Annotated in this window: 14 protein-coding genes and 3 pseudogenes; 11 read left to right on the top strand and 6 right to left on the bottom strand. The window is 64.5% G+C overall.

Annotated features, from left to right (window positions below; all coding sequences use genetic code 11):
• The first annotated feature begins 54 nt into the window (after positions 1–54).
• Both BT264_RS16005 and BT264_RS16000 read left to right on the top strand, forming a co-directional pair.
• Positions 55–273 carry a YXWGXW repeat-containing protein gene (locus BT264_RS16005; protein WP_072438653.1) on the top strand — a complete coding sequence of 73 codons (219 nt, stop codon included), beginning with the start codon at positions 55–57 and terminating at the stop codon, positions 271–273.
• A 176-nt stretch (positions 274–449) separates the two neighbouring features.
• A complete protein-coding gene (locus BT264_RS16000) occupies positions 450–848 on the top strand; it encodes a lysozyme inhibitor LprI family protein (protein WP_072438651.1) in 399 nt (132 codons plus the stop codon).
• Positions 849–922: 74 nt separating this feature from the next.
• Here the strand turns inward: BT264_RS16000 and BT264_RS15995 are convergent, their stop codons facing one another.
• From BT264_RS15995 to BT264_RS15990, 3 genes are all read right to left on the bottom strand, one after another.
• The gene (locus BT264_RS15995; protein ID WP_072438649.1) at positions 923–2,116 is read right to left on the bottom strand and encodes a tyrosine-type recombinase/integrase; all 1,194 of its coding nucleotides are present in this window, start codon (positions 2,114–2,116) and stop codon (positions 923–925) included.
• A 112-nt stretch (positions 2,117–2,228) separates the two neighbouring features.
• The gene (locus BT264_RS39200) at positions 2,229–2,366 is read right to left on the bottom strand and encodes a hypothetical protein (protein ID WP_177318373.1); all 138 of its coding nucleotides are present in this window, start codon (positions 2,364–2,366) and stop codon (positions 2,229–2,231) included.
• A 92-nt stretch (positions 2,367–2,458) separates the two neighbouring features.
• A complete protein-coding gene (locus BT264_RS15990; protein WP_177318372.1) occupies positions 2,459–3,115 on the bottom strand; it encodes a hypothetical protein in 657 nt (218 codons plus the stop codon).
• A gap of 285 nt (positions 3,116–3,400) precedes the next feature.
• Here BT264_RS15990 and BT264_RS15985 point away from each other — a divergent pair, with 285 nt between their 5' ends.
• From BT264_RS15985 to BT264_RS15975, 3 genes are all read left to right on the top strand, one after another.
• Positions 3,401–3,901, top strand: coding sequence for a hypothetical protein (locus BT264_RS15985; RefSeq protein WP_256260642.1), 501 nt, complete (start codon positions 3,401–3,403; stop codon positions 3,899–3,901).
• Positions 3,902–3,903: 2 nt separating this feature from the next.
• Positions 3,904–4,515, top strand: a complete 612-nt coding sequence (locus BT264_RS15980) for an OmpA family protein (protein ID WP_072438644.1) — start codon at positions 3,904–3,906, stop codon at positions 4,513–4,515.
• Positions 4,516–4,705: 190 nt separating this feature from the next.
• Complete coding sequence (locus BT264_RS15975; RefSeq protein ID WP_072438642.1) at positions 4,706–5,086, top strand: DUF4377 domain-containing protein; 381 nt, start codon at positions 4,706–4,708, stop codon at positions 5,084–5,086.
• Between the two features lie 12 nt (positions 5,087–5,098).
• Here BT264_RS15975 and BT264_RS15970 read toward each other — a convergent pair whose 3' ends face one another.
• Both BT264_RS15970 and BT264_RS38235 read right to left on the bottom strand, forming a co-directional pair.
• Entirely contained in the window at positions 5,099–6,487 is a 1,389-nt protein-coding gene (locus tag BT264_RS15970; protein ID WP_072438640.1) for a DHA2 family efflux MFS transporter permease subunit, read from the bottom strand.
• A gap of 231 nt (positions 6,488–6,718) precedes the next feature.
• The gene (locus BT264_RS38235; protein WP_256260641.1) at positions 6,719–6,859 is read right to left on the bottom strand and encodes a hypothetical protein; all 141 of its coding nucleotides are present in this window, start codon (positions 6,857–6,859) and stop codon (positions 6,719–6,721) included.
• Here BT264_RS38235 and BT264_RS15965 point away from each other — a divergent pair.
• From BT264_RS15965 to BT264_RS15955, 3 genes and pseudogenes are all read left to right on the top strand, one after another.
• Positions 6,815–7,049: pseudogene (locus tag BT264_RS15965) on the top strand (LLM class flavin-dependent oxidoreductase); the annotation flags it as partial. The gene BT264_RS38235 and the pseudogene BT264_RS15965 sit on opposite strands and share 45 nt — an antisense overlap.
• Positions 7,050–7,704: 655 nt before the next feature.
• Positions 7,705–7,941 carry a FitA-like ribbon-helix-helix domain-containing protein gene (locus tag BT264_RS15960; RefSeq protein WP_072438638.1) on the top strand — a complete coding sequence of 79 codons (237 nt, stop codon included), beginning with the start codon at positions 7,705–7,707 and terminating at the stop codon, positions 7,939–7,941.
• Positions 7,874–8,344, top strand: coding sequence for a type II toxin-antitoxin system VapC family toxin (locus BT264_RS15955; protein ID WP_083534045.1), 471 nt, complete (start codon positions 7,874–7,876; stop codon positions 8,342–8,344). Before BT264_RS15960 ends, BT264_RS15955 begins: the two co-directional genes overlap by 68 nt.
• Before the next feature lie 133 nt (positions 8,345–8,477).
• Here the strand turns inward: BT264_RS15955 and BT264_RS15950 are convergent.
• A pseudogene (locus BT264_RS15950) lies at positions 8,478–9,702 on the bottom strand (serine protease).
• An 827-nt stretch (positions 9,703–10,529) separates the two neighbouring features.
• Here BT264_RS15950 and BT264_RS15945 point away from each other — a divergent pair.
• The 3 genes and pseudogenes from BT264_RS15945 to infA all read left to right on the top strand — a co-directional run.
• Positions 10,530–11,046: pseudogene (locus tag BT264_RS15945) on the top strand (3-ketosteroid-9-alpha-hydroxylase); the annotation flags it as partial.
• Between the two features lie 284 nt (positions 11,047–11,330).
• Positions 11,331–11,534 (top strand): cold-shock protein, encoded by a 204-nt coding sequence (locus BT264_RS15940; protein WP_006483056.1) that lies wholly within the window; start codon positions 11,331–11,333, stop codon positions 11,532–11,534.
• 473 nt (positions 11,535–12,007) lie between these two features.
• Positions 12,008–12,271, top strand: coding sequence for a translation initiation factor IF-1 (gene infA / locus BT264_RS15935; RefSeq protein ID WP_034180178.1), 264 nt, complete (start codon positions 12,008–12,010; stop codon positions 12,269–12,271).
• The last annotated feature ends 215 nt before the right edge of the window (positions 12,272–12,486 follow it).

The raw sequence follows: 12,486 nt of genomic DNA, 5'->3' as shown, positions 1-12,486 counted from the left end.
GGCGTTTACGCGCTCGACCCCGCCAACCGATTACACAAAAAGGGAGAATCGAATATGAAGATCCGATCCGTTTCGCTTGCAGTGCTGGTGAGCGCGAGTGCCGCGCTGATGTCCGCGTGCGTGGTCGAACCCGTGCGGCCGCCGCAGCCGGCGCCGCTCGTCGAAGTGATGCCGCCGCCGCCGGCACCCGGCTATCGCTGGGCGAAGGGGCATTACCGGTGGGCCGGCAATCACTGGGCGTGGGTGCCCGGGCACTGGGTGGCCGTGTACTGATCGGGCGGGGCGTGACGTGCCGCGCGGTGCGCGGCGCGGGTGCCGGGAAGCAGGACCGCGTATTGAACCGCGATGCGCATTGGCCTAAGCTTCCGGATCCCGACGGCGGACAATCCCCGTTCGTTCGTCACGGCGAGCCGATGCCCGGTCGCCGTTTCCTTCCGTACGGCACCCCTATGAAAGCATGGCTAGTTGCACTGGCCGTCGCGGCCGGCATGACCGGCGCGCAGGCCGCGTCGTTCGACTGCGCGAAGGCGTCCACGTTCGTGGAGCGCGAAATCTGCGGCAATCCGGCGTTGTCGCGTCTCGACGATGCGCTCAACGCGGATTACAAGCATGTCGTGGACGACTTCGCCAACTATCCGGTCGAGGATCCACCCGAGTATCACCGGTTCGTCGCGAGCCAGAAGGTGTGGCTCAAGGCGCGCAACCGCTGCACGACGACGCAGTGCCTGATCGACAGTTACCGCAAGCGCATCGACGTGCTGTGCGGCCAGATCGACGTGCCGGCGGAAAGCGACCGCGCGAAGTGCCGCGGCAACGGTGGCCTGGGCGGGCTCGAACTCGATCACTGAGCGTCGATGCGAAACGCAAGCCTGCGTCGATTTAGACATCGGCGAAACGCCATCTCGCGCAGCGCGTGGAGCACCTACCACCCGATCCGGTGCTTCTCCTCCGTCTCGCGATGCCGCCAGTCGTCGTCCGCGTGCAGGTACTGGCTCGTCGTCGTGAGCGACACGTGACCGAGATTGTCGCGCACGAGTCGCAGGTCGACGCGGCCGTCGGCCATATGCGAGCCGGCGCTGTGGCGCAGCCAGTGCGCGGACGCCTGTTCGAGCACGCGCGCCTGTTCGTCGCCGGCCGCGCCGTTCGCGCGCAGCCGGTCGGCCGCGTGCCGGAACACCTGCTTCACGATCCGGTGCAGCGCCGCGCGCGTGAGCGGCTTGCGCGCCTGGCCGAGCGGCAGCACGAGCGGCGTGGGCTCGCCGTCGGACGGCAGCGCGGGCAGCCCGTGCGCGCGCCGGTAGCGCGACAGCTCGGCCATCATCTCGTCGGTGGCCGGCACGAGCCGCTGCCGGCCGCCTTTGCCCGTCACGTCGAGCCACCAGCGGTCGTGCCCGTTCGCGTCGCGCCGGCAGAAGAACTGGCCCATCGTCGTGTCGGCCGCTTCGGTGATGCGCAACCCGCCGAGATACAGCAGCGTGAACAGCCAGCGCGCGCGATCCGCATGGAAGCACGCGCGCACATCGTCGCGCGGCATCGCGACGATCGCGTCCTTGACGGACTGCCACAGCGGTTGCCCGAGATGGCGCGTGACGCGCGGTGCGGGACGACGCTGCCGCTGCCGCGACAACGCGAGCGGATTGCCTGCGAGGTAGCCGGCCTGCACGAGCCACGAGAACATCACGTTCAGGATCACCAGCGCCTGCCGCTGGCTGGCCGCCGACAGCGGCCCGTAGAACGGCCGCCAGCGCGGGTCGTCGCGCGGATGCTTGCGGCCGCCGTTCGCGCACCACACGTCGGCCGGCGCGGGCGCGAGCAGGAACTGCCGGTAGACGACGAGATCCTCGTGCGTGAGCGACGACAGCGGCTTGCCGCACGCGATCACGGCCCACAGCAGCAGGCGCTCGGCTTCCTTGCGGTAGTTCTGGAACGTGGTCGGCGTATCGACGAAGCGCGCGAGCCATGCGCGCACGGCGTCGAGATCGTTGGTCGCGGCGATCTGCGGATGCGCGCTGCCCGAGCGGTTGGTGCCCGCGCGTCCGTCGAGCGCGGCCGGCACGGTCAGCGTATCGATCGGCAGCGGGCGCAGTGTGGCGCCGGACGGAACGGGTGAGGTCATGCGAAGCGGGGGGCGCTGTGCGGGCCGCGCGGGCGTGGCGGGCGCGCACGTGGCCGGGCGGACGAACGCAGCGCGACAAAGCGTATCGGGAGGCGCCGATGGTACACGATCGTCACGCGGTGAATCCGCTGTCGACGGCAATTGCCTGACCGGTGCCGGTCGACGCACCGGTCACGACAGCGACTTTTCCCGCGAAGCTTTCCGTTCTTGTCGCCTGCCGCGCCGGGAAGCTCGGCAGGTCGGGCGGCATGCGCCGGCGCTTCGATGTTGAAGCGGACCAGACCGATCCGGTGGCGGCCCATCGTAACGAACGCATGGCTCCACCGACAGCACGCTGTTGCCTCAGCGGCCAGCCTGCTTGTCCAGCAACCGGAACTTGCCATTCTCGAACAGGTAGCGATATCTGCCGCGCGGTTGCCCGTCGGGCTTGCCGTTCACGACGAGCAGCCGGCTGTCCGAGCGGAAATCCGTCGGCGTGTTGTCGTCCACGATCGCCAGTTCGCGCACGATGTACGGAAACCAGTACACGTTGCCTGTTTTCGCGTCGAGCGCGAATACCCGCATGCAATTGTCGTTGTGTCCGCAATCAAAGGTCCACAGGATGTAATGGCTCGCGAAGGTCACTTCATTGACGGCGGCGCCGTCCTGGATATTCCTGGCGAACTCGCGGTCCTGCGCCGTGCGCAGTTTCGGTTCGGCGATCGGCCCGTCATACATCGGCCCGGCGATGTATTTCATGAAATCGTTGTGTTCTTCCGCCTGCGCGCACCAGCTTGCGGTCAACGCCGCGGCGCAGACGAGCAGGCCTGTCATCGTGGTGGAAAGGCGGTGCTTGCGTTTCGGAATCCCGGATCGTTTATCGGCCATTTTCGAGGGTCCTGTTGTTATGGGTATCGATATCGTAATGTAACCGGCACAAGCCTTACGCAATTGCTGCATTTGCCGCGACTTCAAGCATGCCGCGACGAACGCGGCAAGTGACGATCCCGACAGATCCACCCCGCGTCGCGCACCTCAGCCCAACGACAGCACGCTGTTCGGCAATGTCCGCACCAGTGTTGCCTACCGCGTGACGCCGGTCTGTCGGAAATATTTACGCGCGGATCGCGCCACGGGAATATGCGTGCGGCGGTTGCCCGTCCTTACGAAAGCCGTGTATTCTCCCTACAAATTCATGAATTCAAATCCGAGGCACAGCCAGGGTTCCAGCGCCGGAACGGCAATGAGAGAACTCGTTTCGTAATTGACGCACGCTACCAATAACCTTAAAAAAGGACGGTTCCCGTGACACCAATTAGAAACGCAGCAACCATCTGCACCGTCGTGGGTGCGCTCCTGGCGACCGCTGCGCTTGCCGATACCGCGTCGGCGCAGGCGCCCGCTGGGTCTTCCTCCGCTACGCCGCTGGCTGTCGGGCTCGTTTCGAGTGGCGTAGCCGAAGCGCAGGCAATCGAGGCGGTCCGCGAAGGCGATATCCTGACGATCAAGCTGCGGTTCAGGCCGCTCGTCGCGAACAAGGTGGAAGTGCTCTATAGCTCGATCAGCAAGAGCGACTACGAGAACGGCATCTACGTGCTCGCAGGCAACAAGAAGCACTTGCTGCTGACTGACAGCAACAACCAGCCGCTGGCCAGTCCTCGCGTGGTTCTTAGCACATCGAAGGATTCGCCGAGCGCGGGCACGTGGTACGGGAGATTTCCCGCTCCGCCGAAGAGCGTCACCAAGGTGTCGTTGTCGATTCCGGGTGTGGAGGCGCTCGACGGCATCAAGATTACCGATCGCTGACCATGGCCGGAGCGATCACATCAATCCTGGCGCTGATCCTGTCGGCGTCCGCCGTCGGCAGTGCCTTCGCGCAAGCGCCGCCGGCGCATCGCGATATTCGGGATCTCAAGGCAACCGTCCTGGACGTGAAGGGATTCTCGTCCGATCTGAACAGCACCGTATCGGATCTGTCGGCCAAGGCATCGGGGCTCGCGGCACGGCACGACGGCCTGTCCGTGCGCGAGGACAAGGCGACGGTACGGGTGTCGATGCTGGGCGACATCCTGTTCGACTTCGACAAGGCCAGCATCCGGTCGTCCGCCGAACCGACACTCGACGACATTCTGCGGCTCGCCGCGTCCGTTCCGTCCGGGGCGATCGTGATCGAGGGGCATACCGATTCGAAAGGGTCCGCTGCGTATAACAAGACGCTGTCTGTCCGTCGTGCGAATGCCGTGGCCGACTGGCTCACGTCGCACGGGATGAAGAAGGCGCGTTTGTCGGTCAAGGGGCTGGGGGACAGCCGCCCGGTCGCGCCCAATACGCTCAGGAATGGCGCGGACAATCCGGACGGCCGTGCACTGAATCGCCGAGTCGAGTTCGTGTTGCCGAACGACGCGAAACGCGCGAAGTAGGCGTCCGGCGTGCACGTGCGGGCCGCCGGCGGCGATGCGCGCGGCTGCACCGGAGCACGGTAACGTGTCGGCGCGCGCACGACATCGCACGAATGAGGGGGGGCGAATCGCCGGGTGTAAGGTATTTGTGAACTTTGCCGCCGTGCCGGTCGTCTAACCGCCCCCTCCAACGCTTCCAGAGGAATATCAGATGCTTCGCCAATCCAGAACGCTGCTCGGCGCGGCCGTCATTGCCGGCAGCACGCTCGTTGCCGGATGCCAGACCGACGCGGCCGTCACGGCCCAGAACGCGGCCCGCCCGGCCGACGGCCGGCCGGTGACGAAGACCATCTACGTCGCGCCGCAATCCGCGCGCTGCACGGGTGTCGCGCCGATGGAATGCCTGCAGGTGCGCAGCAGCCCGAGCGAGCCGTGGAGCCTGTGGTACGCGGGCATCGAGGGCTTCGCGTACCAGCCCGGTTACCTGTACACGCTCGAAGTCGACGAATACCGCGTCGCGCAGCCGCCGGCCGACGGGTCGTCGATCCGCTGGGTGCTCAAGCGCGTCGTCGAGCGCCGCCAGGCGAACTGACGTCCGCGGCGCTCACGCGGACGATCGCGCTGCCGCACCGGCCGGCGGCGTTGCCGTATCGATCCGCCGGAACACGATGGACGACAGCAGCGTGACGGCGCCCATGCACGCGAACGACAGCATGAACCCGCGCCCCATCGAGCCCCACCAGGCAGCGAACAGGTTCACGAGCCCCCCGCCGATCGATACGCCGAGCCCCATCGCCAGCATCTGCATCATCGTGAACAGGCTGTTGCCGCTGCCGGCGTCGGCATGCGACAGCCCCTTCAGCGTCACGCCGTTCATCGCCGCGAACTGCATCGAGTTCGCGGCGCCGAACACGACCAGCAGCACGATCTCCAGCACCGGCGCGGGCTGCGCCGACACCAGCGCAAACCCCGCGATTGCGCAGCCGACGATCCCCGTATTCACGACCAGAAACGTCGCGTAGCCGAAGCGCTTCACGAGCGGCGCGATCCAGCGTTTCGCGATGACGCCCGCGATCGCGGCCGGCAGCATCATCAGCCCCGACTGCAGCGGCGTATAGCCGAGCTGCACCTGCATCAGCAGCGGCAGCATGAACGGCACCGCGCTCGTGCCGATCCGGCACAGCAGGTTGCCGAGCAGCCCCGAACCGAAGTTCGGCTCGCGGAACAGCCCGAGCCGGAACAGCGGCTGCGCGCGCCGCCGCGCATGCGGCAGGTACGCGAGCGCGCTCGCCAGGCCGAGCACGGCGAGCCCGGCCGACCAGGCGGCGCGATGCGCGGGCATCGGCGGGTCGATCGCGAGCGACAGCGCAATCATCGCGACCGACAGCAGCGCGCAGCCGATGAAGTCGAACGGCGGCGGCTGTTTCGCCTGATCGTGCGGCAGATAGCGCTGCACGGCGATGAAGCCGACCACGCCGACCGGCACGTTGACGATGAACACCCAGTGCCATGAAATCGCCTGCGTGAGCCAGCCGCCGAGCGTCGGCCCGACGATCGGGCCGAGCTGGCCGGCGATCGACACGAACGCGATCGCCGCGACGTACTGTTCGCCCGGCACGCGGCGCAGCACGGCGAGCCGCCCGATCGGCAGCAGCATCGAGCCGCCGATGCCCTGCACGGCGCGCGCGACGACGAGCTGGCCGAGCGTATGCGACGCCGCGCAGCCGATCGACGCGAGCACGAACACGAGAATGGCGACCGAGAACACGCGGCGCGTGCCGAACCGGTCGGCGAGCCAGCCGGACGCCGGCGTGAGCATCGCCATCATCAGCGTGTAGGCGACCACGACGGGCTGCATCGCGAGCGGCGACGCGTGCAGGCTTTGCGCGATCGAAGGCAGGGCAGTGTTGACGATCGTCGTGTCGAGCGACTGCATGAAGAACGCAGCGGCGACGATCCAGAGCAGTACGGAGTGTGTGGGTTCCCGGGACATGGCGAAATGGCGGTGCGAAGGCCGGGCGCGGGCGGCGCCGTTGCACGGTCGCGCGGCGCGTGCCGGTCTTCAAGCGCTCGATGGTACCGATTCCGGCGGCCATCGGGAAGCTGCCTGGAGACATTGATTGTCATCGGCGAAGCCAATGACGGTGCGCGATGCTCGATCCCGCCTGCGTAGCGCACCTGCCACGCGCGATGCGCCGGCATCCCGCATGCGCACCGCGCATCGTCATGCTGCCCGTTTCTGCGAAATCACGAGCAGCGCGTCGTTCTTGTCCTCCAGCACCGCGCGGTATTCGTGCGGCTCGGCCTGCACCGGCACGCGCTCGCCGAGCAGGTCGGCTTCGACACGATCTGGTGCGTGGGGCACGTCGCTGACCAACTATGCGCACATGCGCGCGCCGGAAACCTTCCTTGCGTACCTGGCCGGCCGCACGACGCGCATCGGCCTCGGCCATGGCGTCGTGTGCCTGCCGCCGGCGATGAATCACCCGATCAAGGTCGCCGAGCGCGTCGTGCTGCTCGACATCCTGTCGGGCGGCCGCGTGCATTCCGGCGTGGTCCGCCGAATACGGATACGTTCCTGAAACATTCCCCCCGATTGCGCTCCGCGTAACCACCCGTGCCTGACGGTGACGCTTCTCCCGCCTCGTTTCGCGCCGCATGGCACGCGCTTTGCGGGTGACCCGGTGCCGCTGGTGCAATCGAGTTTCGCCAGAACGACGGGCGCATCGGCGGCATGCAACGACATCGAAGCAAACGGGAAATCGGATCGGGTCGCGGGCGCCGCGTGTTGCGGCGCATGCGCCGCGCATGTCGTATCGGTCATGCGCACGGCAACGCGTTCCCGGTCCGGCGAACAGCAAGCTTGCTTGCACGGTGCCGTGCCGGGGTTCGTGCCGCGCATCGTGACGGCGGCCGCATGTGCCGGGGAGGCGGTGAATGAAGCCGCTCCGTGCGGCGCTACGCGTGCCTGCGCAGGTCCTCCATCGGCGAATAGCCATTCGGCCGTCTTTTCCGTCGTTCCGATCTGCCTTACCTTGCGGACAGCAGTTCGACGTGTCGGGCGAGCGGCGGGAGTTGGCTGGATTCATGCCGGCCGCGGCCGTTCGCCGACGCCAACCACCGTCTTCCGTCCAGCCATGACGATGATAGCAATGCTTGCAATTCACCGTCACGGCGCTATCATTGATAGCAACCTGGATGGAGTGACCTATGGCAAATCTTCTGGTGCGTAACGTGGATGACAGTATCGTTCAGAGCCTGCGAGAGCAGGCTGCGGCAAATGGCAGGAGTGCCGAGGCCGAACATCGAGCCATTCTGGCCGATGCGCTCGGCCGGCCGAAGCGAAGGACATTTGCGCAAGTGCTGATGAGCATGCCCGATGTTGGCGAAGACGCGGATTTCCAACGTTTGCAGGATTCCGGCGAGGTCAGGCGTGTTTTTGATTGATACGAACGTCATCAGCGAAATCAGGAAGGGAAAGCGCGCGAACAGCGGGGTGCGCGCGTTCTTCCGTGAAGCCGGAAACGACGGCAGCAGTCTCTACCTGTCCGTCGTGACGGTTTCCGAACTGCGCCGCGGCGTCGAGATGATCCGCCGCCGCGGCGATTCGCAGCAGGCGTCGACACTCGATGTCTGGCTGGCCGCGCTCATGTCCGACTATGCGTCTAACATCCTGCCGATCGACATCGATGTCGGCCAGTTGTGGGGCCACCTGCGTGTCCCGCATCCGGAGCACGCGCTGGACAAGCTGATTGCCGCAACGGCGCTCATCAACGACCTGACGGTCGTCACCCGAAACGTCGGTGATTTCGCGAAGACGGGGGTCCGGCTGGTGAATCCGTTCGACTAGCGTCGCGCGCTCGATCGGAGCGCGGGTTGGCCCTGGGCAGCGCAGAGGATGCGTCGCGTGAGGCGTCGACCAGCGGTGCCGAATCGGCACGACGAGCGCAATGCCACGCGCGACGCGTTACGTCAGGCTGCTTTCAACACGCTGCCGGCGTGCTGCCGCATACGGTATTCACGAGCGTCACGATGTTGCTGCTCGTGAACGGCGACGCGCCTTGCTGTTTCACCGCAGAGTTCGTATAACCCCAACTCGTCACGCCGACCACGGTATTGTGCGAGGCTGCGTTGCCGAAGGCCGTGCCGTTGAGTGTCGGCGGCATGCCAAGATTGACGAGCCACGGGCCGCCGCTCGACCCCCCGGTCATCAGCGATCCGATGATCGTGTTGTTCGAGTTGCTGGCGGACACGAAACCTTGCGATTCGTTACGCTCCATGTAGACGCCGCTATCCAAAGCCACCGGGTAGCCGAGCTGGTCGATCAGCGCGAGTCCTGACGGGGTGTAGCTATAGCCGTTCCAACCATAGCCATACCATCCGGCGCGATTGCCCGCATACGATCCGGCTTGCGGCGACAGCACGATCACGGCCACGTCGTCCTGGCAGATGACACCGGCGACAGCGCATGGATCGGTGCCGTCGTAATAGGAAGTCATGACGGTCGCGGATGCTCCGTTCCACGTGCCATAGGGCGCGGTTCCGTTACTGTAGGCCGGAACGAATACCCAGTTCGAGTAGAACTGCCGCTGACCGAAATTCGCGACGCAGTGCGCGGCCGTGACGACCACTCCTGGTTTGATCAGGGAGGCAGAGCACAGATAGGTCGCCGAGCCGATGTTGAAGAACAGTTTGCCGGCTGCGCGGAACGGATAGTAATACTGCGTATTGTCGCCGCTTGCATTCACCTGGCTAGTGGTATACGGCTGATTCGACGATCCGTATTCCTGCGGTTGGACCCCGGACTGACTCAAATCGACTGGCGCGACCAGTTGCACCGGCCTTTGCCTGCCGTCTCCAACGCCGCCTTGCGCATAGCCCGGCACGCCCAGCGCCGGCCTGGCGTTGTACATCAGTGAATCCAGCATGGTAGGCGGCGCAACAAGTGGTCTTGGCAGCGGCATCGGCAGAGCGTGCTTGAAATCGACTGCGGCCACCTGGAGACCGCGCTCGGGTAACGTGATCTGCGTCACGCCTCCCTGCGTTCTGATCTGCTGGGCCAGCGCGCTGGTTGCGATCAACGAACCGAACGCAACAACAGCGATTTTACTGATCAGTTTGCTCATTTGAATCTCCTTTCGAACTTATGAGTTGTTTTTCTGAGATTCGAAATACCTGTCGAACATTGAGGCGCCCCTCAGATAGCACGAAAATTATGCCGGGCGAATTAAATAAACTGCGAGGACATTGCGTGAAAATGTTTCCAATGAACTCTCTTTGTTGTTGCTGAGCAATCGATCCGGCGGAAGAGGCTTTGTTTTAATTGATTGGTTAATGTTTTTCGCCGGTCGGAATGCAACTCGTGCGCCAATTTAATTTTTCGGGGCCATCTTCAGTGTGGTCGGTAAAAATAAAAAATGCATTGGATGTAATGCGATTTTTGTTTGGATGAAACAAAGAACAAATCAAATTTACACCTTATAAATCGGCTCAATAATATAACATTACATAATAAGCTTTATTATTTTTTATAATTTAATGCAACCCGGGTGATTTAAGGGTGATTGTCGGGGGAGTAAATATGAAGGCATTAATGGAATTAAAACTTGCATCGTTTCAAATCCACACCGCGAGATTCAATCAAGGGAATCGGTTCGAAAACCGCATGCGAGTTCAACCGGAACGGTGGCGCGAAGCCGCCTTTTTGCCGCCGTCGGTCGCGCGTCCAGCCGATGCCAGCGTGCCGGCGCACAAACCTACCGAACGAACCCCCGGCTGACCCAACCCGCCGCACCGACTCCACGGCCCGTCCCGTCCGTTTCCTCTCCGCCTCTCGTCCCAACAGACGATGTAACGGCACCCCCGGCGCGGAAGTCGCGATGCTGCAGTCGATCTTTGGCGCGATCGCGCTGCTGTGCGCTGTCACGTTCCGCTTGTGGCGCGCAGTGCTGTGCATCGTCGTGCCGCTCACGCTCGTGTCGATCCCGTGCAATGCGGTGATGGCGCGTCTCGGGATCGGGCTGAAGGTCGCGACAAACCTGTTCGAGGATCACAAGGTGACGCAACTGATGGTCGGCCGCAGCGAGAAGCTCGGCGGCGACAGCCTGACCGCGCTGTCGACCTATTTCGGGCCGGCCATGCACATCACGCAGATGACAGGGCAGAGCAACGGGCAGCCGATCCATCCGGTGCTGTTGGACTGCCACGTGCCGATCGACATGAACAGCTTCGAGCTGCGTTACGGCGTGATCGTGAAGAAGGTGGCCGGGCTGACCGACGAACAGAACCTGGAGATTGCGAATGCGTACGTGAAGGAAGCGCAGCGCGTGTTCTACGAGGACGTCGATATCTGGTGCTGCAAGACGCGGATCGACAACCCGCTGCTGTGCGAAGGCGACGGCCCGCTGTACCAGATGCGCGACGGGTATTCGTGGTTCTACCTGGACGTGGTCGACGTGCGGCGCGACGTGCGTCGCGCGCGAGACATTCGAAATGCGGATTCGCGAAGGCGACGCGCCGCCGGCGCTGCATCACGTGTTCGAGCCGCGGTAAAAACCGGCGGGCCGACCGAAAATAGGGGGGGCATCGAAACAGGTCCCGTCGGCCGGCAACACCCGCCACATAAGGCGCGCGCGTCGCCCGTGCGTACGCGTCGCACCGAAAGAGCTTGACGGAACGGCCGCTACCGCGTAGTGTCCGTGACCGAAGTCTTCAAGAAGTTCGATTGCTCATCATTGGCCGCACTCCGTGTGCGGCAGTCGTTGGTCTCTCCCTCTTTGATTCTTTCTGTGCCCGTCGCGGGCGCATGTTCAATTATTCGTATTAAGGAAGTATTTGTGGATACCGGTACCGTCAAGTGGTTCAACGAAACCAAGGGCTTTGGTTTCATTTCCCCGGACAACGGCGGCGACGATCTGTTCGCCCATTTCTCGGAAATTCGCGGCACGGGCTTCAAGACCCTGGCCGAAGGCCAGAAGGTCAGCTTCGAAGTGAAGCGCGGCCCGAAGGGTCTGCAAGCGTCGAACATCACGCCGCAGTAAGCCGCATCGGCATCGGCCGCCGATCGGCGGCGGGTGCCGGATGGAGTTTCGCGCGGGGCGCCGCTGTTCCGGTGGCCTGCGCGTTCCGATGCGCACGACCGATGCATCGCGACATTCACGATGCATCGGTCGTGACGCCTCCCCATCGCATGCGTGACCCGCGTGCGACACAACGCCCTCGCGAAGCGAGCGCCGCTTCGCCAGCGCATCACCGCTTTAACGCATCAACCCGAGCAGACCGACGCCATGCCGTAGCAGCCGGCGCGGTCCCGACTACTTGCGCGGCGCTCATCGCGCCGCCGCCACCGACCGCCCGAACGCCGCAACGCGCCGGGCTCCGATCGCAAGACAGGCCCGTGGCCCGTCTGAACGAACCGATACCCGGCAGCCTGCCGGCCGTCGTCCCGTTGCGGGAAACGGCGCCGGGCAGATCGCCGCGGCCGCGGTCAATCACCTTGTCTGGAGGAATTGGTTTGGCAAAAGAAGAACTGCTGGAACTGGACGGAATCGTCGACGAAGTGCTGCCGGACAGCAAATACCGTGTCACGCTGGAAAACGGCGTGGTGGTGGGCGCGTATGCGTCGGGCCGCATGCGCAAGAACCACATCCGCATTCTCGCGGGTGACCGCGTGACGCTGGAACTGTCGATGTACGACCTTACCAAGGGCCGCATCAACTTCCGTCACAAGGACGCGAATTCTCCGCGTCCGCAACGCAACAGCGGGCCGCGCCGCTAAGCGGCCAGGATCGCGCGCGCAGCACCGCGCCGATCGACTCCCGTCCGGCCGTGTGGCGGGACGAACCGGATGGACGGCACGGGTCGTGCCGTTCGTCGGTCGCCGGCGGCGTCGTCACGCCGCGGCGGCCCAGGTCGCATCCCCGATCGAACCGCCCGGTTCGGATCGTCGTTTCTCCTCCGTACTCGTTGATACGCTGCGCATTGCGCCGGCCG

Source organism: Burkholderia sp. NFPP32, from assembly GCF_900119325.1.
Lineage (GTDB): Bacteria > Pseudomonadota > Gammaproteobacteria > Burkholderiales > Burkholderiaceae > Burkholderia > Burkholderia pyrrocinia_C.
This window is presented reverse-complemented; position numbering and strand designations above follow the sequence as displayed.